22 protein-coding genes are annotated in these 23,285 nt (G+C 62.6%); 14 read left to right on the forward strand and 8 right to left on the reverse strand.

Going from position 1 to position 23,285, the window contains the following annotated elements:
* Positions 1-8: 8 nt before the first annotated feature.
* The 4 genes from AAEQ75_RS14190 to AAEQ75_RS14205 all read left to right on the forward strand — a co-directional run bounded on the left by AAEQ75_RS14190 (position 9) and on the right by AAEQ75_RS14205 (position 3,325).
* Positions 9-1,298, forward strand: a complete 1,290-nt coding sequence (locus AAEQ75_RS14190; protein ID WP_106734401.1) for a flavohemoglobin expression-modulating QEGLA motif protein — start codon at positions 9-11, stop codon at positions 1,296-1,298.
* Positions 1,299-1,375: 77 nt separating this feature from the next.
* Positions 1,376-2,122 carry a TIGR00266 family protein gene (locus AAEQ75_RS14195; RefSeq protein WP_099525767.1) on the forward strand — a complete coding sequence of 249 codons (747 nt, stop codon included), beginning with the start codon at positions 1,376-1,378 and terminating at the stop codon, positions 2,120-2,122.
* Positions 2,112-3,005, forward strand: a complete 894-nt coding sequence (locus AAEQ75_RS14200) for an alpha/beta hydrolase (RefSeq protein WP_343349363.1) — start codon at positions 2,112-2,114, stop codon at positions 3,003-3,005. The genes AAEQ75_RS14195 and AAEQ75_RS14200 overlap by 11 nt, the downstream gene beginning before the upstream one ends.
* Positions 3,002-3,325: a hypothetical protein gene (locus tag AAEQ75_RS14205; RefSeq protein ID WP_099525765.1), complete on the forward strand. Its 324-nt coding sequence runs from the start codon at positions 3,002-3,004 to the stop codon at positions 3,323-3,325. Before AAEQ75_RS14200 ends, AAEQ75_RS14205 begins: the two co-directional genes overlap by 4 nt.
* Positions 3,326-3,452: 127 nt before the next feature.
* On the opposite strand, the gene AAEQ75_RS14210 is transcribed toward AAEQ75_RS14205, so the two are convergent.
* From AAEQ75_RS14210 to AAEQ75_RS14220, 3 genes are all read right to left on the reverse strand, one after another.
* A complete protein-coding gene (locus AAEQ75_RS14210; protein ID WP_343349364.1) occupies positions 3,453-4,238 on the reverse strand; it encodes an OmpA family protein in 786 nt (261 codons plus the stop codon).
* A 51-nt stretch (positions 4,239-4,289) separates the two neighbouring features.
* Positions 4,290-4,682, reverse strand: a complete 393-nt coding sequence (locus tag AAEQ75_RS14215; RefSeq protein ID WP_343349365.1) for a DUF4398 domain-containing protein — start codon at positions 4,680-4,682, stop codon at positions 4,290-4,292.
* Positions 4,683-4,982: 300 nt separating this feature from the next.
* Positions 4,983-5,321 carry a hypothetical protein gene (locus AAEQ75_RS14220; RefSeq protein WP_003283832.1) on the reverse strand — a complete coding sequence of 113 codons (339 nt, stop codon included), beginning with the start codon at positions 5,319-5,321 and terminating at the stop codon, positions 4,983-4,985.
* 251 nt (positions 5,322-5,572) lie between these two features.
* Between AAEQ75_RS14220 and ppc the strand changes: the two genes are divergently transcribed.
* The 7 genes from ppc to AAEQ75_RS14255 all read left to right on the forward strand — a co-directional run bounded on the left by ppc (position 5,573) and on the right by AAEQ75_RS14255 (position 13,099).
* Positions 5,573-8,212 (forward strand): phosphoenolpyruvate carboxylase, encoded by a 2,640-nt coding sequence (ppc, locus tag AAEQ75_RS14225; protein ID WP_343349366.1) that lies wholly within the window; start codon positions 5,573-5,575, stop codon positions 8,210-8,212.
* 223 nt (positions 8,213-8,435) lie between these two features.
* The gene (adk, locus tag AAEQ75_RS14230) at positions 8,436-9,083 is read left to right on the forward strand and encodes an adenylate kinase (RefSeq protein ID WP_125836591.1); all 648 of its coding nucleotides are present in this window, start codon (positions 8,436-8,438) and stop codon (positions 9,081-9,083) included.
* Positions 9,084-9,263: 180 nt separating this feature from the next.
* Entirely contained in the window at positions 9,264-10,025 is a 762-nt protein-coding gene (locus tag AAEQ75_RS14235; RefSeq protein ID WP_099525759.1) for a 5'-nucleotidase, lipoprotein e(P4) family, read from the forward strand.
* A gap of 306 nt (positions 10,026-10,331) precedes the next feature.
* Positions 10,332-11,015 (forward strand): tRNA (adenosine(37)-N6)-threonylcarbamoyltransferase complex dimerization subunit type 1 TsaB, encoded by a 684-nt coding sequence (gene tsaB, locus AAEQ75_RS14240; protein ID WP_343349367.1) that lies wholly within the window; start codon positions 10,332-10,334, stop codon positions 11,013-11,015.
* A 113-nt stretch (positions 11,016-11,128) separates the two neighbouring features.
* On the forward strand, positions 11,129-11,473 hold the full coding sequence (locus AAEQ75_RS14245) for a hypothetical protein (RefSeq protein WP_343349368.1): 345 nt from the start codon (positions 11,129-11,131) through the stop codon (positions 11,471-11,473).
* Between the two features lie 42 nt (positions 11,474-11,515).
* Positions 11,516-12,385: a DUF72 domain-containing protein gene (locus AAEQ75_RS14250; RefSeq protein ID WP_343349369.1), complete on the forward strand. Its 870-nt coding sequence runs from the start codon at positions 11,516-11,518 to the stop codon at positions 12,383-12,385.
* A gap of 12 nt (positions 12,386-12,397) precedes the next feature.
* Positions 12,398-13,099 carry an extensin family protein gene (locus AAEQ75_RS14255; RefSeq protein WP_343349370.1) on the forward strand — a complete coding sequence of 234 codons (702 nt, stop codon included), beginning with the start codon at positions 12,398-12,400 and terminating at the stop codon, positions 13,097-13,099.
* 234 nt (positions 13,100-13,333) lie between these two features.
* On the opposite strand, the gene AAEQ75_RS14260 is transcribed toward AAEQ75_RS14255, so the two are convergent.
* Entirely contained in the window at positions 13,334-14,101 is a 768-nt protein-coding gene (locus AAEQ75_RS14260; protein WP_343349371.1) for a hypothetical protein, read from the reverse strand.
* Between the two features lie 106 nt (positions 14,102-14,207).
* On the opposite strand from AAEQ75_RS14260, the gene AAEQ75_RS14265 reads away from it, so the two are divergent.
* Entirely contained in the window at positions 14,208-14,993 is a 786-nt protein-coding gene (locus tag AAEQ75_RS14265; protein WP_343349372.1) for a class I SAM-dependent methyltransferase, read from the forward strand.
* A 12-nt stretch (positions 14,994-15,005) separates the two neighbouring features.
* Here AAEQ75_RS14265 and AAEQ75_RS14270 read toward each other — a convergent pair whose 3' ends face one another.
* Positions 15,006-15,641: a TetR/AcrR family transcriptional regulator gene (locus tag AAEQ75_RS14270; protein ID WP_106734412.1), complete on the reverse strand. Its 636-nt coding sequence runs from the start codon at positions 15,639-15,641 to the stop codon at positions 15,006-15,008.
* A 91-nt stretch (positions 15,642-15,732) separates the two neighbouring features.
* On the opposite strand from AAEQ75_RS14270, the gene AAEQ75_RS14275 reads away from it, so the two are divergent.
* Complete coding sequence (locus AAEQ75_RS14275) at positions 15,733-16,836, forward strand: efflux RND transporter periplasmic adaptor subunit (RefSeq protein WP_343349373.1); 1,104 nt, start codon at positions 15,733-15,735, stop codon at positions 16,834-16,836.
* Between the two features lie 6 nt (positions 16,837-16,842).
* On the forward strand, positions 16,843-19,917 hold the full coding sequence (locus AAEQ75_RS14280; protein WP_343349374.1) for an efflux RND transporter permease subunit: 3,075 nt from the start codon (positions 16,843-16,845) through the stop codon (positions 19,915-19,917).
* A gap of 128 nt (positions 19,918-20,045) precedes the next feature.
* Here the strand turns inward: AAEQ75_RS14280 and bfr are convergent, their stop codons facing one another.
* From bfr to AAEQ75_RS14295, 3 genes are all read right to left on the reverse strand, one after another.
* A complete protein-coding gene (gene bfr / locus AAEQ75_RS14285; RefSeq protein WP_003462607.1) occupies positions 20,046-20,516 on the reverse strand; it encodes a bacterioferritin in 471 nt (156 codons plus the stop codon).
* Between the two features lie 268 nt (positions 20,517-20,784).
* Entirely contained in the window at positions 20,785-22,314 is a 1,530-nt protein-coding gene (glpD, locus tag AAEQ75_RS14290; protein ID WP_343349375.1) for a glycerol-3-phosphate dehydrogenase, read from the reverse strand.
* Between the two features lie 206 nt (positions 22,315-22,520).
* A complete protein-coding gene (locus AAEQ75_RS14295) occupies positions 22,521-23,279 on the reverse strand; it encodes a DeoR/GlpR family DNA-binding transcription regulator (protein WP_106734416.1) in 759 nt (252 codons plus the stop codon).
* Between the last annotated feature and the right edge of the window lie 6 nt (positions 23,280-23,285).

Raw genomic sequence — 23,285 nt, forward strand, 5'->3', positions numbered from 1 at the left:
GAACTGCAATGAATAGCCAGCAAAAACTGGACGACTATCAGCTCTGTATCCGTGCCCTCAGTGACCGCATCGTCGATGCGCAAACGCCCATCCGCGTACTCGATGCGGTGAAGTGGGACGATGGCATCCGTGATGGCTTTCTCAAGGCCAAGGGCAAGCAGCCGCCAGCCGTGGATCGCGACTACTACCTGAGTCGACCGCTGGCTTTCGATGCCACTGCGAAGAAGTTGGAATTCCAGAACATCGAGCGCGACATCACCCGTCAACTTGGCCAGTTCAATCCGGTCGGGCAGATCATGCGGCGCATGTGCAAGGAATACCGCATGGTCATCCGCATGCTCGAGGCGCGTGGCACCGAGGACTTCGGCCTGATCAGCCAGGAACTGTATGGCGCTGCCTCCGACGCCTTCCATGCGGGTGATCCGACCTTGGCCGATCTCGGCCTGATGCTTTCGGACTACCTCAACAACATCGCCGCGCGTGGCGACCTGGAAGACGAGGCCAAGACCCTCGGTGCCAGTGATGCGGTGAACATCCTGCAGCAGCGCCTGGCTGGCGTATTTGGCGACGAAACCATTCGTGTGTTCGAGTCCGACGGTATTCTCGCCGATGCCGCCGCTGGGGCCGACTACATCAAGATCCGCAGCGACGCGCGTTTCAACGAGCGTGACGTCAAGGCGCTGGAGGTGCACGAAGGTCTGGTGCATGTCGGCACCACGCTCAATGGGCTCAACCAGCCGATCTGCACGTTTCTGGCCAAAGGGCCGCCCTCATCGACGGTGACCCAGGAAGGTTTGGCCATTCTCATGGAGGTGATCGCCTTTGCTTCCTACCCCACGCGTTTGCGCAAGCTGACCAACCGCACCCGCGCTATCCACATGGCCGAAGAGGGCGCGGATTTTCTCGAGGTATTCGAGTTCTTCCGCGAGCAGGGCTATGGCCTCGAAGGCGGCTACAGCAACGCCAGCCGGGTGTTCCGTGGCTCCTTGCCGACGGGCCTGCCGTTCACCAAGGATCTTTCCTACCTCAAGGGTTTCATCCTCATCTACAACTACATCCAGCTGGCGGTGCGCAAGGGCAAGCTGGAGCAGATTCCGCTGCTGTTCTGCGGCAAGACCACCCTGGAAGACATGCGCACGCTGCGCAAGCTGGTGGATGAAGGACTTGTGCAGCCACCCAAGTATCTGCCGCCGCAGTTTCAGGACATGAACGCGCTGTCGGCCTGGATGTGCTTCTCCAACTTCCTCAATCACTTGAGCCTGGATCGCATCGAAGCGGACTACGCCAATATCCTTTGATCGCAGTCCGGTAGGGTGCGCTGCGCGCACCGCTGCCGTAGCCCGGATGAAATCCGGGAAGCCTTGGAGACCGTCCCGTGCCCAGCCATCAACTCGAATACGAAATCCTCGGCGCTTCGGCGCAATCGGTGGAGATCATTCTCGACCCCGGTGAGACGGTGATCGCCGAAGCCGGGGCGATGAACTACATGACCGACGGCGTGCGCTTCGAGACGCGCATGGGTGATGGCTCGTCAAATGGTCTGCTGGGCAAGCTGTGGAGCGTCGGCAAGCGCATGCTCACCGGTGAGTCGCTGTTCATGACCCACTTCAGCAATGCCGGCAAAAGTCAGGCACGGGTCGCCTTCGCCGCGCCTTATCCGGGCACCGTGGTGCCCATCGACCTGGCAAAGATCGGCGGTCGCTTGATCTGCCAGAAAGACGCCTTTCTCTGCGCCGCGCATGGCACCAGCATCGGCATCAGCTTCGCCAAACGCCTGGGCGCCGGTTTTTTCGGCGGCGAGGGCTTCATCCTGCAGAAGCTCGACGGTGACGGCCTGGCTTTCGTGCATGCTGGCGGCACCGTGATCCGCAAGGAGCTGAACAACGAAACCCTGCGCCTGGACACCGGTTGCCTGGTGGCTTTCAGCAGCGGTATCGATTACGACATTGCCCTGGCTGGCGGCCTGAAAAGCATGCTTTTTGGTGGCGAAGGCATTTTGCTGACCACGCTCAAAGGTACCGGTACGGTGTGGATTCAGAGCCTGCCGTTCTCGCGCCTGGCCGAGCGCGTCTATGCGGCGACCGTTCAGGCTCGCGAAGAGGTGCGCGCCGGTGGCAAGTAGCCTGCGGGCGCTGGTGTTGCTGCTGGCCAGCCTGTGGCTGGCTGGTTGCAGCGGCCTGCTGTTCTACCCGGAACCAGGGCTGCCGATTACCCCGGAGCGTGCCGGGCTGGAATACCGCGACATCGAGCTGCGCGCCGCCGATGGCACGCGTTTGCACGCCTGGTGGCTGCCTGCCAAGGCTGGGGTGAGGGTCAAGGGCACGGTACTGCACCTGCATGGCAATGGCGGTAACCTGGCATGGCACCTGGGCGGCGTTCACTGGCTGCCGGAACAGGGCTATCAGGTGCTGATGCTGGATTACCGGGGGTATGGCCTGTCCGCTGGCAAGCCGCGTTTGCCCGAGGTTTACCAGGATATCGACGCGGCCTTCACCTGGCTCGATCAGGCGCCGCAGGTACAGGGCACGCCGCTTTTCCTGCTTGGGCAGAGCCTCGGCGGCGCCCTGGCCGTGCATTACCTGGCGCAGCATCCTGAGCGCCAATCGGCCTTGCAGGCCATGGCGCTCGATGGTGTGCCGGCCAGTTATCGCGATGTGGCTCAGCATGCGCTTAGCACGTCCTGGCTGACCTGGCCGCTACAGGTGCCGCTGTCCTGGCTGGTACCGGACGGCGACAGCGCGATTCGCAGCATCGAGCAACTCGAAGGTGTGCCCCTGCTGATTTATCACAGCATTGACGATACGATCGTGCCGCTTTCCAATGGCCAGCGCTTGTATCAAGCTGCGCGTCCGCCGCGCGCCTTTCAGGCGACCCGTGGCCCGCACGTGCAAACCTTTGCCGAGCCCGCCTGGCGCCAGTCACTGCTGGCGTTCTTCAGTGCGCCGCAGGCTTTTGTCGAGCGCCAGGCGCCGACCATCGAATCCGCAACAGAGAGTCCGCAATGACCGAACGCAATCCTATCCCTCTGATCCTCACAGGTGTCGCCAGTATCGTTGGTACCATCGGTGTGCTCTGGTTCTACGGCTATGTGCATTTCGCCAAACCGGAGGATGCACTGCTGCTCTCCGACTTCACCATGCTCAAGACCATTCCCGGCGAGGACTACAAGGTCTCGCTGAAACCGGCCGATCAGGTGGCGCAGTGCATCGATGGCGTGCTGGTGTTGTTCGATCTGCAGCAGAAAGGGCTGACTGGCGTGCTGGTGGACAACAAGAAGCAGGCTGTGCGTTGCATCGGTCAGGAAACTCCGGCGCTGGAGCAGTAAGGCAAAACGCTTACGTAGGGTGTCGCGGGGCCGCCTAGGCCGTGCGTATCGAAACGTCGGCGTGAGTCTCGGTTGCACCAAAAAAGAAACCCGCCTGATGGCGGGTTTCTTCATTGCAGCGGTGCTATCAGGCGCCGGCAGACGAGCGCGGAGCGACCGGCTGGTTGTCGTTGGAGATGGTCACCTCCACGCGACGGTTCTGCGCACGACCAGAGTCGCTGGAGTTGTCCGCAACCGGATACTCCTTGCCATAACCCTGGGCGACGATGCGCGTCGGTTCCACACCGGCGCGAATCAGTGCGCGACGGACGGACTCGGCGCGACGCTCGGACAGACCCTGGTTGTAGCTGGCCGAGCCGACGCTGTCGGTGTAACCCTCGACGATCACCTGACGCTCCGGGTTTTCCTGGAGAAAGCGTGCCAGTTGGGTGACGTTGGGCAGCGCACTGCTCTTCAGTTCGGCCTTGTTGAAGTCGAACAGAACGTCACCGAAGGTCACCAGCGTGCCGCGTTCGGTCTGCTTGGCCTGCATGTCTTCCTGCAACTTGCGGATCTGCGCCTCGCGGGCTTCGAGGCGGGCTTCGGCTCGTTGTGCCGAGGCCTTGCCCAGATCCTGCTCCGCTGCACGCAGCGCGATGGTCTGCTCAGCCAGTTCGATGCGGCGTTTGGTCAGGTAAGCCAGCTGATCTACGGTCTCTTTGTCGGCATCGTCCAGGTAGGCCTTGTTCGCCTTGTCCAGCATGTTGCTGGCGTCTTGAGTTTCCAGGGCCGCGACCTTGCTGGCGCGTGCATCACTCTGTAGGGCTGAGAAGCTGCTACGCGCTTCTTCCAGGTTTTCATTGGGCTGAGTTGCGCAGGCCACCAAGCCAATGCTCAGAGCCAGCATAGTGGGTAGGGTTACGAGCTTATGCATGACGAGTTCATCCTTTGCTGCTGTAAATGGAATGTCGAACCTGGGCGCGCATTAGCGAACGCTGCGCATGCCTTCTTCGCGCAGCTCGCGGATACCCTGCTGCGCGTCGTCGACGGCCTTCTGCGCCTTGGCCGCTTGGGCCTTGCGCTCGGCGACGCGGGCATCCCATTCGGCCTGTTCGGCCAGCTTGCGGGCTTGTTCGTAGTTTTTCTTTTGCATGGCCATTTCGGCCTCTTTCCATTTTTCCTGTGCGGCGCGCATTTCCACTGCGGCGAACTCGGTGCCGCCGGCGCTGACTGCGCTGCGCACTGCCGACTCAGTCACGGCGAGCTGCTCGGTCGGTGGGTTGCCGGCACATGCCGTCAATAGCAGGCCGCCAAGCGCAATGGCTGCCAGCTTGGGTAGCTGAAATCTCGAAGCGTGTGTTGCGACAGCTTTGTTCATGGTCAGTCTCCAGTTCGAATTGCTCAACGAATAGCTACCGTCCCTGGCCGCTCAGTGTGCTGAATAGGGCACTACCGATGTCAGGATATATTTTTTTGAGGCCAAATGGCCATAATCGTTCAGTGAAAGTTGGCGAGCTAGAGCGGTTGTAAACGAGCAGACGGACACCGGAGTGCTGCTGCGGCAGCGCAGAGCGTCTAGGCGGGAGGGACTTTCACGGCCTAGCCTTCGAGATACAGGCGCCCGTATCGGGCGCCGGGTTGGAATGCTAGCCGGTGGTTATTACCGGCAAGATCAACATCAAGACTGCGACTCCTCATTGAGCATCTGCTGCAGATGTCTGCGCGAGAGTTCGAGGAAGCGCGGGGTAGGGCCGACGTCTTCGTAAACCGGGTCGCCCTGCTCGTCGGTAGCGATCACCTGGGTACCGCGCACGTACGGCAAGCTGGTTTCGACCGCCTCGAGCGCCGCACCGACCAGTTCGCCGAGCAGCGCTTCGGTGCTGCGCTTGGGGTACATCTCGGCGAGCGCCGCGAGCCTTGCAGCGCTCTCGACATCCAGCGGAATGTTGTAGCTGGTCTGGCTCATGCGGCCTTTGGCATCCCTTTCCCAATGGCTGACAAGCTCGGAAATTCTCATGATTACTCCTTCGCCCACGCTGACGGGCGGTAATGACTTGTGCAATCGTGCCTGCGCCAAAATGCTCCGCCGCATTGATGCCTTGTCAGGGCCGAGCGTGGTGGGCACTCTGGTTGGAGGTAATTTCAGCGTAGCCGTTCAGGATCGTTTTCTCCGCGGTGCGTCTGATCAAAAGCGGCGAGTCAGTCGCGCATGCCGCGCGTATGCGGCACGCGTGGGGCGGCGGCATTGGCGGGAGGAGCAAATAGGTCATGGCGAAAATCATTGATGCGCGCTTGCGCGACAACGTACACCTGCTCGGCGAACTGCTCGGGAACACCATCCGTGCGCAGCACGGAGATCAGTTCTTCGACAAGATCGAGCGCATTCGCAAGTCGGCCAAGGCCGGTCGTCGTGGCTCTGCCGCGGGTGCCGAGCAGTTGACCAGCACCCTGGGGGACCTGGGTGACGACGAACTGCTGCCGGTGGCGCGGGCCTTCAATCAGTTTCTCAACCTGGCCAACATCGCCGAGCAGCAGCACCGTGTGCGCCGTCGCCGTGCCGGTGAGCCCGAGCCATTCGAGTTGCGCGTGCTCGACGAGCTGCTCGAGCGCCTGCTCGCTGCCGGGCAGGGCAGCGATGATCTGGCGCGGCAACTGGGGCGTCTGGACATCGAACTGGTGCTGACCGCGCACCCCACCGAAGTGGCGCGGCGTACGCTGATCCAGAAATACGATGCCATCGCCGCGCAACTGACGGCGCTGGATCACAGCGACCTGTCGCCGAGTGAACGTGAGCGCATCGTCGAACGTTTGCAGCGGCTGATCGCCGAGGCTTGGCACACCGAGGAAATTCGTCGTAGCCGGCCCAGCCCGGTGGACGAAGCCAAGTGGGGTTTCGCTGTCATCGAGCATTCGCTATGGCAGGCCGTGCCGCAGTTCCTGCGCCGTGCCGATCAGAGCCTGCAGGCCGCTACCGGCCTGCGTCTGCCGCTGGAGGCTGCGCCGATTCGCTTCGCCTCGTGGATGGGCGGTGACCGTGACGGCAACCCCAATGTCACCGCGCGCGTGACCCGTGAGGTGTTGCTGCTGGCGCGCTGGATGGCCGCGGATCTCTACCTGCGCGACGTGGACAATCTGGCCGCGGAACTGTCCATGCAGCAGGCCAGTGACGAACTGCGCGCGCAGGTGGGCGACAGTGCCGAACCGTACCGTGCCTTGCTCAAGCAGCTGCGCGAGCGCCTGCGCGAAACGCGTAGCTGGGCGCAGCAGGCCCTCACTGCCGATGTGGCGCCGAGTACTGCAGTGCTGTGCGACAACCATGAGCTGCTGGCGCCGCTGCAGCTCTGCTACCAGTCGCTGCATGCCTGCGGCATGGGTGTGATTGCCGATGGTCCGTTGCTCGATTGCCTGCGCCGGGCAGCCACCTTCGGTCTATTTCTGGTACGCCTCGATGTTCGTCAGGATTCCTCCCGGCACGCTGCGGCGATGTCGGAAATCACCGATTATCTCGGCCTCGGTCGCTACGTCGAATGGGATGAGGAGGCGCGCCTCAGTTTTCTCCAGCGCGAGCTGGATAACCGCCGGCCACTGCTGCCGAACGACTATCGTCCTTCGGCCGATACTGCCGAGGTACTCGCCACCTGCCGCGAGGTGGCTGCCGCTCCCGCCGCATCGCTGGGCTCCTACGTGATCTCCATGGCCGGTGCTGCCTCCGACGTGCTGGCCGTGCAACTGCTGCTGAAAGAGGCCGGGTTGCGCCGGCCGATGCGGGTGGTGCCACTTTTCGAAACCCTGGCCGATTTGGACCACGCCGGGCCGGTTATCGACCGGCTACTGGGGTTGCCCGGCTATCGCGCGCGGCTGCATGGCCCTCAGGAAGTGATGATCGGTTATTCCGATTCGGCCAAGGACGCCGGTACAACCGCGGCAGCCTGGGCGCAGTACCGCGCCCAGGAGGAACTGGTGCGCCTGTGTCGCGAGCACCAGGTCGAACTGCTGTTGTTCCACGGTCGCGGTGGCACCGTCGGCCGTGGCGGTGGCCCTGCTCACGCAGCCATTCTGTCGCAACCCCCGGGCTCGGTGGCGGGCCGTTTCCGCACCACCGAGCAGGGGGAAATGATCCGCTTCAAGTTCGGCCTGCCGGATATCGCCGTGCAGAACCTCAACCTCTATCTGGCCGCGGTGCTGGAAGCCACGCTGCTGCCGCCACCGGTACCGGAGCCAAGCTGGCGGGCGATGATGGACCGCCTTGCCGATGTCGGCGTGAAGGCCTATCGCGGCGTGGTGCGCGAGCATCCGCAGTTCGTCGAATACTTCCGCCAGGCCACGCCGGAGCAGGAGCTCGGCCGTTTGCCGCTGGGCAGCCGCCCGGCCAAGCGGCGCGAAGGCGGTGTGGAGAGCCTGCGGGCGATCCCGTGGATCTTCGCCTGGACCCAGACGCGACTGATGCTGCCGGCCTGGCTCGGCTGGGAGCAGGCCCTGGGACAAGCCCTGCAAGGCGGTGATGCTGACCTGCTGAAAAGCATGCGCGAACAATGGCCGTTCTTTCGCACCCGCATCGACATGCTGGAAATGGTCCTGACCAAGGCGGACGCCAATATCGCTGCCCTGTATGACCAGCGCCTGGTCGAGCCGGCACTGCAGCCGCTGGGGGCGCAGTTACGCGACCTATTGTCGCAGGCGTGCGCTGCCGTGCTGGAATTGACCGGGCAGTCGCGCCTGCTCGCGCACAATCCGGAAACCCTGGAATCGATCAGCGTACGCAACACCTACCTCGACCCGCTGCACCTGCTGCAGGTCGAGCTGCTGGCGCGCTGCCGGCAACGTCAACAGGCGCCCGAGAGCCCTCTGGAGCAGGCGTTGCTGGTCAGCGTGGCAGGTATCGCTGCAGGTTTGCGCAACACCGGTTGAAGGACGGCAGGTGCTGGCCGTCATATGCCTGGCCAGCGTCATATACTGGATTCAGGCCGCCAGGAGGAGGGGTTTTATCCGACTTTTGGCGGCTTGTGCGCCTGGGGTGCGCTGTGTATCTTGAGCAGCCTTTTGGCCGCTACGGCAGCCGCACTACATTCAAGAGATTGGCCCCACGAGGCGAGTCCGACCGATTACTACATAACTCTTGAGGAGCACATCGATGCGCGTGATTCTGCTGGGGGCGCCCGGTGCCGGCAAAGGTACCCAGGCTCGCTACATCACCGAGAAATTCGGCATTCCGCAAATCTCCACTGGCGACATGCTGCGTGCTGCGGTCAAGGCTGGCACCGAACTCGGCCTGAAGGCCAAGAGCGTGATGGATGCCGGTGGTCTGGTCTCCGACGACCTGATCATCAATCTGGTCAAGGAGCGCATCGCTCAGGCCGATTGCGCCAATGGCTTCCTGTTCGACGGCTTCCCACGCACCATTCCGCAAGCCGAAGCGCTGCGTGATGCTGGCGTCGCTCTTGATCACGTGGTCGAGATTGCCGTGGAGGACGAAGAGATCGTCAAGCGTCTGTCTGGCCGTCGCGTTCACCCGGCTTCCGGCCGTGTCTACCACATCGAGTACAACCCACCGAAGGTTGCCGGCAAGGATGACATCAGTGGTGAGGAACTGGTCCAGCGCGAAGACGACAAGGAAGAAACCGTGCGTCATCGCCTGTCCGTCTATCATTCGCAGACCAAGCCGCTTGTGGACTTCTATCAGAAGCTCTCCGCTGCATCCGGTACCCCGAAATACAGTCATATCCCGGGTGTTGGCAGCGTCGAAGAAATCACCGCGAAGACCCTGGCAGCCCTGGGCTGAGTCCAGCTCGCCGAGTGTCATCGCAACAAGGCCCCGAAAGGGGCCTTGTTCGTTTATGGAACCTGATACGTTCTGGTCGCTCTCAAGCATGGCCGCGCAATGCGGGCCGACTAATATCGACGATGCAGCCTCCGGCCGGCGCCGGGGCGTGTCGATAACCTATAAGGAAGAGGGCATTCAATGACCGAGAAACGCATCTGGCTGGGCCTTGCGGTATCGCTGCTGGCCACTCCGCTGGCATTTGCTGACAGCAAAGAAGATTGTTCCGTCGCCGAATTCACCATGGGTTTGCGCTTTCAGCAGCAGTCCGCTGAGGTCCAGGCGCTGCAACTGCAGGCCTACAACATCGCCACGGAGAAGCTCGACAAGGCTGTGGCGGCGGCGAAGGATCCCTCGAAGCTGGCCATCGTCACCGACCTCGACGAAACCGTGATCGACAACAGTGCGCTGCTGGCGCGCGATCTGGCCAACTGTCATCAGTACGATGCCTGGGACACCTGGCTGCCCTGGGAACGTGACGGTACGCCGGAGCTGATCCCTGGCGCGAAGAAGTTTCTCGAGCATGCCGACAAGCTCGGCGTGACCATCCGCTACGTCTCCGATCGTGCCGACGAGCAGAAGAAATACACCCTGGCTACCCTGAGCAAACTGGGCCTGCCGCAGGTATCGGAAGAGAGCGTGCTGCTGCTCGGGCCGCCCAAGGTCGAGCGTCGCGCCATCGTCAGTGCCGATCACCAGATCATCATGCTGCTGGGCGATACGCTGCATGACTTCGATGCGCGCTTCCGTAAAACGCCGCTCGACGCGCAGCGCAAGACCGTTGCCGAAGAATCGGACAAGTGGGGTGTGGAGTGGATCGTGTTCCCCAATGCCGGATATGGCACCTGGTCCAAGGCGCCGCTCAAAGGCTGGGAGGCCGAGCCGGTAGTCGAGCCCTGGTAAGAGCCTGTTCAAAGTCTGCTGCGCGTCGGCCCTGCCGCGTTAAAAACAGGCGCGGAAAGCCGCTTGCGGCTAACGCGCTTTAGCGCGGCCCGAAGGGCGAACGAAGTGAGTAATGCTCATGTACAAAAGTACACTCCGCTTTCTCGCCTGTTTTTGCCTTGCATTGCTCTAGCTCGCGAGACTTTGAGCAGGCTCTAAGGGTGCCCATCGGTCGCTCGGCGCAAGTCGGGCGCCGACATGGTGCTGGAAAAAATGTCGTCGAGCCGGTCTAATGCCGGCTCTTTTTTATTCAACTGTCCGAATGCAATGACCACTCTCCTGGCCCTCGATACCGCCACCGAAGCCTGCTCCGTCGCGCTGCTGCATGATGGTCGCGTGCTCAGCCACTACGAAGTCGCCCCGCGTATGCACGCGCAGCGTCTGTTGCCGATGATTCAGCAACTGCTGGGCGAGGCGGGTATCGCCGCTTCGGCACTTGATGCCATTGCCTTCGGCCGTGGTCCGGGTGCGTTCACCGGGGTGCGTATCGCTATCGGCGTGGTACAGGGCCTGGCCTTTGCACTGGATCGACCGGTGCTGCCGGTTTCCAATCTGGCCGTGCTGGCCCAGCGCGCGCTGCGTGAGCAGGGCGCGACTCAGGTTGCCGCCGCCATCGACGCGCGCATGGACGAGGTTTACTGGGGGTGCTACCGCGCAGAAGCCGGCGAGATGCGCCTGCTTGGCCAGGAAGCGGTGTTGCCGCCGGAGCAAGCTGAAGCGCCGCGTGGCAGCGATGGTGAGTGGTTCGGCGCCGGCACGGGCTGGGGCACCTTCGCCGCGCGTCTCGCCCTCAGGCCTGTGGGCATGGATGGCAGCCTGCTGCCGCATGCCGAAGACTTGCTGAGCCTGGCTCGTTTTGCCTGGGCCCGTGGCGAGGCGTTGTCGGCTGATCAGGCGCAACCGGTGTACCTGCGTGATCAGGTCGCCACGCCGAAAGCACCGCAGGCATGACAGCTGGTCGGATGCTTGACGTCAGTATTCCCTTGGCATTTGCCAACGACGCAGGCCGCCGCTACATTGCCAGCACTGTCCCTTGTTCAGCCGAGTCCACCGAGCAGTCCTAGATGCGGATCGACGGTTACTTACCCTCCTACTCGCCAGATCGTGGCCCCCGTTCGGGAACCGCGGTCACGCCCTATCGTGAGGCGCAGCGGGAGGTCGAGGCTCAGCGTGAACAGCCGGCTGCACCCTCCAGCAGCCAGGGGCTGGAGCAGGCGCCGCAGATTCGCCGCGTACAGGCCAGCAGCAGTAACACCGACAGCCTGCCGACCCGTTCGCAGGATCTCGGTTATCAACAGCTTGCGTTGAGCAACCGTGCTGCTCAGGCGTTGGCCAGCTACAGCACCACCGCCGCTTACGCCAGCGATTACGATGCGCAGGAAGTGCTCGGGCTCGATCTCTACGCGTAACCCCGTTTCACACCCTCTCAGCCAGGCCCGCTAAACAGATCGATGAGCGCTGCGCTTCCCTATTACCTCGGTTGCCCATCTTGGAGCGAAGCGGCCTGGCGCGCCACGCTGTATCCGCAGGATACCCGGCCAACCGAGTTTCTCAGCCGCTACACCGAGGTATTCAACGCGGTGGAAGGCAACACCACGTTCTATGCCAGACCCAGCGAGCAAACAGTGGCGCGCTGGGCGCAGGCCATGCCGGCGCACTTTCGGTTCTGCGCCAAGTTGCCGCGAGACATCAGTCACAGCGAGGATCTCTGTCAGCAACTGGATGAGGTCACGCAGTTTCGTCAGTTGCTGGCACCGCTCGGCGAGCGGGTGGCGCCATACTGGCTGCAACTACCGGCCAGCTTCGGTCCGTCGCGGTTGGCGGAGCTGGCGGCGTTCATCGAGCAGTGGGGAGACTGGCCGCTGGCGATAGAGGTGCGCCACCCGGAGTTCTTCGCCAAGGGCGATGCCGAACGCGTGCTCAATCGCCTGCTGCACGAGCGCGGTATAGAGCGCATCTGTCTGGATTCGCGTGCGCTGTTCAGCTGCGATTCGCAGGAGCCCGCCGTGCTGCATGCGCAAGCCAAGAAGCCGCGCTTGCCGACTCGTCCTACCGCGTTCAGTCAGAGCCCGCAGTTGCGCTTCATCGGCCATCCCGAGTTGTTGGCCAACGACCCCTTCATGCTGCCCTGGCTGGACAAGGCTGCCGGCTGGATCGAGCAGGGGTTGCGCCCTTACGTCTTCGCCCATACCTCGGACAACCGCCTGGCACCGGAGCTGGCGCGGCGTTTTCATGAGCAGCTGATGCAGCGCCTGCCTGGCTTGCCCGAACTGCCGGTTTTGCAGACGGAGCCGGAACTGGAGCAGCTTGGCTTACTCTGATGGAGCATGGATATGCTGATACGGATAATCGGCCGTTTGCTGTTTCTCTCCGTGCTACTGGGCGCGGCGTTGCTGGTAGCGCTGTGGCGTGGTTGGCTGGATGTGGCGCCGCGTTTCAACCCCTGGGCGCCGCTGGACGTGCGAGAAACGCCGAACCTGCTGACCCCCTTCAAACTCTGGCGCCGGAGCGAGGATCGTGAGCTATGCGACCTGGCCCTGGCGACTTCTGACCTGCGTTTTACCCGTCTGCCCGACAGCACGCCGCATCCTGGCTGCCCGATTGAAAATGCCGTGCGTATTCAGGGGGCCAGCGTTGGTCTGAGCAGCAGTTTCATGGCTACCTGCCCGTTGGCTGTGAGCTTCGCTTTGTTCGAGCGACATGGCTTGCAGCCGGCTGCACAGGCGGTGTTCGGCCAGCCGGTGACCCGTGTCGAACACGTCGGCAGTTTCGCCTGTCGCAGTATTGCCGGGAGCCAGCGGCCCAGTCAGCATTCCTATGCCAATGCGCTGGACATGGTCGGTTTCCGTCTGCGCGACGGCCAGCACATCAGCGTGTTGCGCGACTGGCCGGGACAGGGCGACAAGGCGCGCTTTCTGCGCCTGGTACAGGAAGCGGCCTGTGACAGCTTCAATGTCACTCTGGGACCTGAATACAACACCGCGCACCGCGATCACTTTCACGTGGACATGGGCATGTGGCGCATGTGCCGCTGACGCGCTTGCGATCTGTAGGGCGGGTGCAACCCGCCATAGCGCCAATGGCGGGTTGCACCCGCCCTACGGCAACGAAAAAGCTTCGCCATCCCTAGCAGGCTGTTGAAAAACTACCTGCGTTGCCATTGCTGCGTTAAAAACAGGCTCAAAATGCTCATTTACAACTCGTAAACTCCGCTTTTCGCCTGTTTTTGCCTTGCACTGGCTGCCTCGCCTACGTTTTTCAATGGCCTGCTAGCGTTTGGCCAATAGCAGATCGGCCGCCTGTCCGCTGCGCCCATCGGCGAATTCGAAGCGACCCAGCTGTGCGATCTGGTCGTAAGCGCTGAGGGCGATGCTGACGTCGCGGGCGCGCAGGTCGATGGCGCTGACGCCGGCTTCGCCAAGCGTTTGCAGCTGCTGGCGGCCCTGGGCGTCGAAACGCAGCAGGCGCAGTCTGTCGAACACGGCATCGGCTGTATCGATACGGCCGTCGTCGTTATCGTCGAAGCGTGCCAGTTCGGCGAAGCCATTGGCGGCCCCATGCTGATCGCCGAAAAGTTCGCGGCCATCGTCGATGCGCCCATTGCCGTTACGATCCAGCGCCAATAGCGCATCGTCACCGGTGGGTGCGCTGATCGAATCCATACGGCCGTCGGCATCCAGATCGAAACGCACCGGACGGCCAAGACCACTGGTTGAGAAGCCGTTGCCAGCCATATCCAGCACCAGCGGGTCGACCTGCTGGGGCGCCTGGCCCACGCTGACATTCAGTTCCAGACCGCGTTGATCGATTACCGCCTGGCTGACCACGGCGGCGCTGCTGGGCACGGCAGGTGGCTCGGCGGTTTCCCGCAGCTCACGAGCGATCTCACCGGGCTTCTGCTCGTCTTCGATACCCAGGGTGCGGCGCAGAATCTGATAGTTGATGGATTCGTGCGTCGCGCGGTCGAGTTCGTCATCGAGAGGACGAGCGCTGACGGGGCTGTTATTTGGGCGTGGGGCGGAGAGGGCGTCGAACATGTTCACTCTCGATGCGGCTGTCGGCGGCCGGGTCTGGCAGAATGCCGCTTCTTCGATATCGGCCGTGTGGCCGGTGCTTTGAGTGATTTTTGAGCAGAACGAGCCAATGACCGACGAGTGGCACAACGCCAGCATCCGCATCCAAGCCTTGCATCCTCAGTACGCCGAAGCGGCCGCCCGGTGGGCGTCACGTCTGGGTCTGGCGCAGGAGGGCGAGACTGAGTTCGCTCTGCAACTGGGTGACGACGGGCTGCAACTGGTCGAGCTGGGCGACAAGGCGCCTGGTCCGGTGCGGGTGGATTTCGTCGAGGGGGCGGCGGCGCATCGCCGCCAGTTCGGCGGCGGCAGTGGGCAGATGATTGCCAAGGCCGTAGGCGTGCAATCGGGCATTCGGCCATGGATTCTCGATGCGACGGCGGGGCTGGGGCGTGACTCGTTCGTGCTGGCCAGCCTGGGCTGCGAGATGACCCTGATCGAGCGTCAGCCGCTGGTCGCTGCGCTATTGGAAGACGGCCTGCAGCGTGCGGCGCTGGATTTCGATGTGGCGCCCATCGTCGCGCGCATGCGCCTGCTTACCGGAAATGCCATCGAGCTGATGCGCAACTGGCAGGACGAGGCACCGCAGGTGATCTACCTCGATCCGATGTTCCCGCATCGTGACAAGAGTGCGCTGGTGAAGAAGGAAATGCGCCTGTTCCGCCCGTTCGTCGGTGATGATCTGGATGCGCCGGCGTTGCTCGAAGCGGCGCTGGCGCTGGCCACTCATCGCGTGGTGGTCAAGCGCCCACGCAAGGCGCCGGCCATTGAAGGGAGCAAGCCGGGCTATGTGCTGGAAGGCAAGTCGAGCCGTTACGACATCTACCCGAAGAAGAAGCTGGAAGCCAGCGCGTAGCGCCTCCCCGGTTCAGGGTCGGTAAGCGCGCAGAAACAGCTGTACCGCGTCCTGCACATGATGTTCCGCGGCTTCCCCCTCAAGCGGCTCGCCACAGCCGATCAGCAGGCGGAAATGCGCGCCGCCCTTGAGCAGGCTGAAGAAGTGGTCGGCGGCCAGGTGCGGATTGTCCAGGCTCAGCAGTCCGCGCTGGGCCGCTTTGTGCAGCAGCACTTCCATCTCATCCTGCACCCGTTTCGGGCCGGCTTCGTAGAACATCTGCGACAGCTTGGAGCCCTGGCTGGCCAGGCTCACCATCATCCGGTGCATTTCCACGGATTCGCGGCTATTGACCAGCGCCAGGAAGCCGCGCGCGATGCCCATTAGCTGGCTTTCCAGCGGTACGTTGTCCGGTAGCTCGAACAACAGTTCGGGGAGTTGCTCTTCGCATTTGGCCTTGATCGCCGCGGAGAACAGGGTCTCCTTGTCGGTGAAGTGGCTGTACACCGTGAGCTTGGAAACGCCCGCCTCGGCAGCGATGGCGTCCATGCTGCTACCGTCATAACCATTACGCAGGAACAGGCTCTTGGCCGCCTCGAGGATGGCGCGACGTTTGGCGGGGTCTTTCGGACGACCGGGGCCGGAAGGTTGTAACAACTTGTCAGGCATTGGCGGATTTTAATACTGGACTGGCGAGTTTGCTATTTTTACTATACCCGCCAGTACAAATATTCCAAACCTTCTCTGAAAGGTCTTACACATGTCTCGCCATGTTCTCCCGCTCGTTGCTTCTCTGGGTCTCGTCTTCCTGTTGTCTGCCTGTGGTACCGGTGAACAGGCGGAGCAGCCGATCCGTCCTGCCATGGTGGTGCAGCCGCAGCCCGCTACGGCGCTGGTCGACAGCTATCCGGGTGAGGTGCGCGCCCGCTACGAGCCGGAGCTTGCCTTCCGTATCGCCGGCAAGGTGAGCAAGCGCACGGTGGATGTCGGTGACCGGGTGAAGAAGGATCAGGCCCTGGCCGAACTGGATCCACAGGACGTGCGTCTGCAACTGGAGGCCACTCGCGCGCAGATGGCGGCAGCCGAGGCCAACCTGCAAACCGTGCGTGCCGAGCGTGAGCGCTACAAGAAGCTGCTTGAGCGCAATCTGGTCAGCCGTTCGCAGTTCGACAACGTCGAAAACCAATACCGCTCCGGCGAAGCGCGCTTGAAGCAGGTCAAGGCCGAGTACGACGTGGCCCGCAACCAGACCGACTATGCCGTGCTGCGGGCCTCGCAGGACGGGGTGATCGCCCGTCGCGCGGTCGAGGTGGGGCAGGTGGTGGCGGCCGGTCAGACGGTGTTCACCCTGGCTGCCGACGGCGAGCGTGAAGTGTCGATCAGCCTGCCGGAGCAGAGCTTTGGTCGCTTCGAAATTGGTCAGGTGGTCGAGGTCGAGCTGTGGTCGCAGCCTGATCAGCGTTTCCCCGGCCGCATCCGTGAGATGGCCCCGGCGGCCGATCCGCAGTCGCGCACTTTCGCCGCACGTGTCGCGTTCACCGAAGGCAAGGTGCCGGCTGAGTTGGGCCAGAGTGCGCGGGTATTCATCGCCAGCAATGGCGAGGTACCGCTGGCCGTACCGCTGTCGGCACTCAGCGCCGAGCAGGGCCAGGCGTTCGTCTGGGTTGTCGATCCCAAGGAGCACCGCGTGCAGCGTCGTCCGGTGCGTGTCGGCGCCTATGGTGATGAGCGTGTGCCGGTGCTGGAAGGGTTGACCGCTTCCGATTGGGTCGTCGCCGCCGGGGTACAGATTCTTCGCGAAGGCCAGCAGGTGCGCCCGGTCGATCGGGACAATCGCAACGTCGAACTGGCCGCCAAGGAGTAAGCCCGCATGAGCTTCAACCTGTCTGCCTGGGCGCTGCGTCATCGCCAGATCGTCCTCTACATCATGCTGTTGTTCGCCGTGGTGGGGGCGCTTTCCTACACCAAGCTGGGCCAGAGTGAAGACCCGCCGTTCACCTTCAAGGCCATGGTGATCCGCACCAACTGGCCGGGCGCCAGCGCCGAAGAGGTATCGCGCCAGGTCACCGAGCGCATCGAGAAGAAGTTGATGGAGACCGGCGAGTACGACCGCATCACCAGCTTCTCCCGCCCGGGCGAATCGCAGGTCACCTTCATGGCGCGCGACTCCATGCGCAGCTCCGAGATTCCCGAGCTGTGGTACCAGGTGCGCAAGAAGATCAGCGACATTCGCCACACGCTGCCGCCCGGTATCCAGGGGCCGTTCTTCAACGATGAATTCGGCACCACCTTCGGCAATATCTATGCGCTGACTGGTAGCGGTTTCGACTACGCGGTGCTCAAGGACTACGCCGACCGTCTGCAGCTGCAACTGCAACGGGTCAAGGATGTGGGCAAGGTCGAGCTGGTGGGGCTGCAGGACGAGAAGATCTGGATCGAACTGTCCAACACCAAGTTGGCCACCCTCGGTTTGCCACTATCTGCCGTGCAACAGGCGCTGGAGGCGCAGAACGCGGTAGCGGCTGCCGGCTTCTTCGAGACCCCCAGCGAACGTATTCAGTTGCGCGTGACTGGGCGTTTCGAGTCGGTGGAGGAAATCCGCGATTTTCCCATTCGCGTTGCTGATCGCACCTTCCGCATTGCTGACGTTGCCGAGGTCAAGCGCGGTTTCAACGACCCACCCGCGCCGCGCATGCGCTTCATGGGCGAGGACGCCCTGGGCATTGCCGTATCGATGAAGGACGGCGGCGATATTCTGGTGCTGGGCAAGGCATTGGAAGACGAGTTCGCCCGTCTGCAACAGACGCTGCCGCTGGGCATGGAGCTGCGCAAGGTGTCGGATCAGCCGGCGGCGGTGAAGACCGGCGTGGGCGAGTTCGTCAAGGTGCTGGTTGAGGCGTTGGTGATCGTGCTCGCGGTCAGCTTCTTCTCCCTCGGTCTGCGCACCGGCCTGGTGGTGGCGTTGGTGATCCCGCTGGTGTTGGCAATGACCTTCGCCGCTATGTACTACCTCGGCATCGGCCTGCACAAGATTTCTCTCGGTGCGCTGGTGCTCGGCCTCGGCCTGCTGGTGGACGACGCGATCATCGCGGTGGAGATGATGGCGATCAAGATGGAGCAGGGCTACGACCGCTTCAAAGCGGCCAGTTTCGCCTGGACCAGTACGGCTTTCCCTATGCTCACCGGCACCCTGATCACCGCTGCCGGTTTTCTGCCTATCGCCACGGCGCAGTCCGGTACGGGTGAGTACACACGGTCGATCTTCCAGGTGGTGGCCATTTCGCTGATAGCCTCATGGATCGCGGCAGTGATGTTCGTGCCCTATCTGGGCGACAAGCTGCTGCCGGACCTGGCCAAACTGCACGCTGCCAAGCACGGCGGCAGCGATTCAGGTCACGACCCTTATTCGACGCCGTTCTACCGCCGCGTTCGCGCCACGGTGGAGTGGTGCGTGCGCCGTCGTGGCATCGTGATCCTGCTGACCATTGCACTGTTCGTTGCGTCGGTGCTGCTGTTCCGTTTCGTGCCGCAACAGTTCTTCCCGGCCTCCGGGCGTCTGGAGCTGATGGTCGATATCAAGCTGGAAGAGGGCGCTTCGCTGAGCGCCACCGAAGCCGAGGTGCATCGCCTGGAAAAACTGCTCAAGGAGCAGCCTGGCATCGACAACTACGTGGCCTACGTCGGCACGGGGTCGCCGCGTTTCTACCTGCCGCTCGATCAGCAGTTGCCGGCGGCCAGCTTTGCCCAGTTTGTGGTACTGGCCAAAAGCATCGAAGAGCGCGAGCGCCTGCGTGGTTGGCTGATCAAGGTGATGAACGACGAGTTCCCGACCCTGCGCAGTCGCGTCAGCCGCCTGGAGAACGGGCCGCCCGTGGGCTACCCGATCCAGTTCCGCGTCAGCGGTGAGCACATCGCCGAGGTGCGCGCCCTGGCCCGCCAGGTGGCGGACAAGGTGCGCGAGAACCCGCATGTGGTGAATGTGCACCTGGACTGGGAGGAGCCGAGCAAGGTGGTGATCCTCAATATCGATCAGGATCGTGCCCGTGCCCTGGGCGTCAACACCGCCGAGTTGTCGCGCTTCCTGCAGGGTTCGCTTTCCGGTACCAGTGTTAGCCAGTATCGCGAAGGTAATGAGCTGATCGAGATTCTCCAGCGCGGCACGCCGCAGGAGCGCAAGGCCCTGAGCCTGCTGCCGAGCCTGGCGGTGCCGACCGACAGCGGTCGCAGTGTGGCGCTGTCGCAGGTGGCGACCCTGGAGTACGGCTTCGAGGAAGGCATCATCTGGCACCGCAACCGTCTGCCCAACGTCACCGTGCGTGCCGACGTCTATGGCAAGCAGCAGCCGGCCAATCTGACCCAGCAGATCCTGCCGACGCTCGACCCGATCCGCGCCGAGCTGCCTGCGGGTTATCTGCTGGAGGTCGGTGGCACGGTTGAGGATTCCCGGCGCGGACAGAAGTCGGTCAACGCAGGTATCCCGCTGTTCATCGTGGTGGTGTTGACGCTGCTGATGCTGCAGCTGAAAAGCTTCTCGCGTTCGGCGATGGTATTTCTTACCGCGCCGTTGGGCCTGATCGGCGTGACCCTGTTCCTGCTGATCTTCCGCCAGCCGTTCGGCTTCGTCGCCATGCTCGGCACCATTGCCCTGGCTGGGATGATCATGCGCAACTCGGTGATCCTGGTCGATCAGATCGAGCAGGACATCAGCCACGGCCTGGACCGCTGGCACGCCATCATCGAGGCGACGGTGCGCCGCTTCCGGCCGATCGTGCTGACAGCCCTGGCGGCGGTGCTGGCGATGATCCCGCTATCGCGCAGTGTGTTCTTCGGGCCGATGGCGGTGGCCATCATGGGCGGGCTGGTGGTGGCCACGGCATTGACCCTGCTGTTCCTGCCAGCGCTGTATGCGGCGTGGTTCCGGGTCAAGGAGAGCGAGGCGCAGTAGGCTGCGGGAGGCGCTTTAGCGGCGAGCTTTTAATGCTGTCGCGGCTTTCAAGCTCTTCCCGCAAAGTTGCTGATAGCAATAAAAAACGGGAGCCATTGGCTCCCGTTCTTTTATGTAGCGGGTAAGGCTTATTCGTCCATCTGCGACTGCAGGTAGTTCTGCAGGCCTACTGCTTCGATCAGGCTGAGCTGGGTTTCCAGCCAGTCGATGTGATCTTCCTCGGAGCAGAGGATTTCTTCCAGCAGTTCGCGGCTGGCGTAGTCACCAATGCTCTCGCAATAGGCAATGGCAGCCTTCAGGTCGCCATGGGCCTTGTGCTCGATCTTCAGGTCGCATTCGAGCATTTCCTTGGTGTTTTCACCGATCAGGATCTTGCCCAGGTCCTGCAGGTTCGGAATGCCCTCAAGGAACAGAATGCGCTTGATCAGCTTGTCGGCGTGCTTCATCTCGTCGATGGACTCGTGGTACTCATGCTCGCCGAGTTTTTTCAGGCCCCAGTCTTCATACATGCGCGCATGCAGGAAGTACTGGTTGATGGCGACCAGTTCGTTACCAAGAATCTTGTTCAGGTGTTGAATGACCTTCTTGTCGCCTTTCATGACCGCTCCTGCAGTTTCAATGACAGTGATAGCCTTGAATTTTCGGCCTCGTTCTTCTTTATGTCAAACCTAAGTGTTTGAAACATAAGTAAAAATAAAACCGAATAAGAATGTTTTTATTCCGCATCATGGCGCCAAGTTATTGAATTGACGCAATAAATAAGTTGCTGAAAGTTCAGGCATGACGTCATCGGGCAACTAGCGCCGGTATTTTATTTTTCGCGCCCATAAAAAAGCCCCGCAAAGCGGGGCATGGGGCACGCAGAATTCAGGCGGCGTGAGCCGAATGCGGGTCGCGGCTATTCAGGTAGTCCTGCAGACGTGTCTGCTGCGCCGGGGTCATGAACAGGCCCAGCTTGCTGCGCCGCCAGAGGATGTCGGCGCTGCTGCGCGCCCACTCTTCGCGGCGCAGGTAGTCCACTTCGCGGGTGTAGAGCCCGGCACCCAGGTGTTCGCCAAGGTCGGTGAGGTTGTGCACGCCATCGAGCAGACTCCAGGTGCGGCTGCCATAACTGGTTGCCCAGCGTCTGGCCAGGCTGCTGGGCAACCAGCCGTGGCGTTCGCAAAGTGCTTCGACCAGGGCGCTCTGGCTTTGCAGATCTTCGCCGCCGGGCAACGGGGCACTGGCTGTCCAGCTCGGGCCCAGTTTCGTGAAGTGCGGCGCCAGTTGTTGCATGGCGGACTCGGCCAGCTTGCGGTAGGTGGTCAGCTTGCCGCCGAATACTGACAGCAACGGCGCTTCGCCCGGCGCACCGGAGAGCGACAGGGTGTAGTCACGGGTAATGGCCGACGGCTCATCGGATTCGTCGTCGCACAGCGGCCGTACGCCTGCGAAGCTGTGCAGTACATCGTCGCGGCTGAGCTGCTGTTTGAAATGGTCATTGACCACTTTGAGCAGGTAGTCGGTTTCCTTGGCAGTGATCGTCACCTGAGCAGGGTCGCCCTGGTATTCACGGTCGGTGGTGCCGATCAGGGTGAAACGTTCCAGATAAGGGATGGCGAAGACGATGCGGCGGTCTTCGTTTTGCAGGATGTAGGCCTGCTCGCCTTCGTACAGGCGCGGCACGACGATGTGGCTGCCCTGGATAAGACGAATGCCATACGGCGATTGCTGCTTGAGGTCGTCACGAATGAAGCGAGCGACCCAGGGGCCGGCGGCATTTACCAGCGCCCGTGCACGGATGGACAGCAGGCTGCCGTCGCTGCGTTCCAGATGGATATGCCACAGGCCCTTGCTGCGTCGGGCGCTGACGCAACGGGTGCGCGGGTGAATGTGCGCGCCTTTTTCCCGTGCGGCCATGGCGTTGAGTACCACCAGGCGGGCGTCGTCCACCCAGCAGTCGGAATATTCGAAGCCGCGGCTGATCTCCGCCTTCAGCGGGCTGCCGACGCCGAAACGCAGACCGCGCGAAGCCGGCAGACGCTCACGTTTGCCCAGGTGATCGTAGAGGAACAGGCCGGCGCGAATCATCCAGGCCGGACGCAGATGCGGGCGGTGCGGCAGAACGAAGCGCATCGGCTTGACGATATGCGGCGCCTTGGCCAGCAGCACTTCGCGCTCGGCCAGGGCTTCACGCACCAGGCGAAACTCATGGTGTTCCAGATAGCGCAGGCCGCCGTGGATCAACTTGCTGCTGGCCGAAGAGGTATGGCTGGCCAGGTCATCCTTTTCGCAAAGGAACACGGAAAGGCCCCGACCGGCTGCATCGGCTGCGATGCCCGCTCCATTGATACCACCGCCAACGACCGCGAGGTCATAGACTTCTGCAACGGGGCTGGCGAACTGGTCGTGGGGCATGTGGCACGCTCGGCTATTTGGATTCGAATGTGTTTATGTTCACTTTCGAAAATATGCTAAACGAAGATGCGCAGCTTCGCTACCCCGGCACGCGATTGCGCGCCGAGCGGTAGTTAAGAGGTGGGTTTGCAGTAGGGCGGGTGCAACCCGCCGATACGTTGCTGGCGGGTTGCACCCGCCCTACGCGATAGCCGTTGAGAGGCCAGTCAAACCAGGTCGAGCTGGACCTTGTGGCTGTGCAGCAGGCGGGTGATGGCGGCCGACGGCGCGCTGTCGGTGAAGACGCGGTCGACCAGGGCGATGGAGCCCAGGCGCACCACGGCGTTGCGGCCGAACTTGCTGGAGTCGGCGGCGAGGAAGACCTGTCTGGCGTTGTCGATGATCGCCTGGGAAACCCGTACTTCCTGGTAGTCGAAGTCGAGCAGACTGCCGTCGTCGTCGATACCGCTGATGCCGACGATGGCGTAATCGACCTTGAATTGCTGGATGAAATCCACTGCGGCCTGGCCGACGATACCGCCGTCGCCGCGCACCGTGCCGCCGGCCACCAGCACCTCGAAGTCGGCCTTGGCGCTGAGCTGGGCGGCGACGTGCAGGTTGTTGGTGATGATCTTCAGACCCTTGTGGTTCTGCAGCTCGCGGGCGATGGCTTCGGTGGTGGTGCCGATGTTGATGAACAGCGAGGCGTGATCGGGGATCTGCGCGGCCACCGCCTCGGCGATGCGCTGTTTCTCCTCGCGCATCTGCCCCGCGCGCATGCCGTAGGCGGTGTTCTGGATGCTTGACGATTCGCATGCCGCGCCGCCATGGGTACGGCGCAGCAGGCCGTGCTCGGCCAGCTGGTTGATGTCGCGGCGAATGGTCTGCGGGGTCACGGCGAACGCCTGGGCCAGTTCGTCGATGCTGACGTAGCCGCGTTCACGGGCGAGGTTGAGAATGTCGTGCTGGCGCGGAGCGAGGTTCATGAGCGC

Source organism: Pseudomonas sediminis, from assembly GCF_039555755.1.
Taxonomy (GTDB): domain Bacteria; phylum Pseudomonadota; class Gammaproteobacteria; order Pseudomonadales; family Pseudomonadaceae; genus Aquipseudomonas; species Aquipseudomonas mendocina_D.

Bases quoted from the DNA above. Each gene is read 5' to 3' on its own strand.
- AAEQ75_RS14215 (WP_343349365.1), bottom strand. From the start codon at position 4,682: ATGAACAAAGCTGTCGCAACACACGCTTCGAGATTTCAGCTACCCAAG.
- tsaB (WP_343349367.1), top strand. From the start codon at position 10,332: ATGACCACTCTCCTGGCCCTCGATACCGCCACCGAAGCCTGCTCCGTC.
- ppc (WP_343349366.1), top strand. From the start codon at position 5,573: ATGGCGAAAATCATTGATGCGCGCTTGCGCGACAACGTACACCTGCTC.
- AAEQ75_RS14295 (WP_106734416.1), bottom strand. From the start codon at position 23,279: ATGAACCTCGCTCCGCGCCAGCACGACATTCTCAACCTCGCCCGTGAA.
- AAEQ75_RS14235 (WP_099525759.1), top strand. From the start codon at position 9,264: ATGACCGAGAAACGCATCTGGCTGGGCCTTGCGGTATCGCTGCTGGCC.
- bfr (WP_003462607.1), bottom strand. From the start codon at position 20,516: ATGAAAGGCGACAAGAAGGTCATTCAACACCTGAACAAGATTCTTGGT.
- adk (WP_125836591.1), top strand. From the start codon at position 8,436: ATGCGCGTGATTCTGCTGGGGGCGCCCGGTGCCGGCAAAGGTACCCAG.
- AAEQ75_RS14190 (WP_106734401.1), top strand. From the start codon at position 9: ATGAATAGCCAGCAAAAACTGGACGACTATCAGCTCTGTATCCGTGCC.
- glpD (WP_343349375.1), bottom strand. From the start codon at position 22,314: ATGCCCCACGACCAGTTCGCCAGCCCCGTTGCAGAAGTCTATGACCTC.
- AAEQ75_RS14255 (WP_343349370.1), top strand. From the start codon at position 12,398: ATGCTGATACGGATAATCGGCCGTTTGCTGTTTCTCTCCGTGCTACTG.
- AAEQ75_RS14280 (WP_343349374.1), top strand. From the start codon at position 16,843: ATGAGCTTCAACCTGTCTGCCTGGGCGCTGCGTCATCGCCAGATCGTC.
- AAEQ75_RS14270 (WP_106734412.1), bottom strand. From the start codon at position 15,641: ATGCCTGACAAGTTGTTACAACCTTCCGGCCCCGGTCGTCCGAAAGAC.
- AAEQ75_RS14250 (WP_343349369.1), top strand. From the start codon at position 11,516: ATGAGCGCTGCGCTTCCCTATTACCTCGGTTGCCCATCTTGGAGCGAA.
- AAEQ75_RS14260 (WP_343349371.1), bottom strand. From the start codon at position 14,101: ATGTTCGACGCCCTCTCCGCCCCACGCCCAAATAACAGCCCCGTCAGC.
- AAEQ75_RS14265 (WP_343349372.1), top strand. From the start codon at position 14,208: ATGACCGACGAGTGGCACAACGCCAGCATCCGCATCCAAGCCTTGCAT.
- AAEQ75_RS14220 (WP_003283832.1), bottom strand. From the start codon at position 5,321: ATGAGAATTTCCGAGCTTGTCAGCCATTGGGAAAGGGATGCCAAAGGC.
- AAEQ75_RS14210 (WP_343349364.1), bottom strand. From the start codon at position 4,238: ATGCATAAGCTCGTAACCCTACCCACTATGCTGGCTCTGAGCATTGGC.
- AAEQ75_RS14245 (WP_343349368.1), top strand. From the start codon at position 11,129: ATGCGGATCGACGGTTACTTACCCTCCTACTCGCCAGATCGTGGCCCC.
- AAEQ75_RS14205 (WP_099525765.1), top strand. From the start codon at position 3,002: ATGACCGAACGCAATCCTATCCCTCTGATCCTCACAGGTGTCGCCAGT.
- AAEQ75_RS14275 (WP_343349373.1), top strand. From the start codon at position 15,733: ATGTCTCGCCATGTTCTCCCGCTCGTTGCTTCTCTGGGTCTCGTCTTC.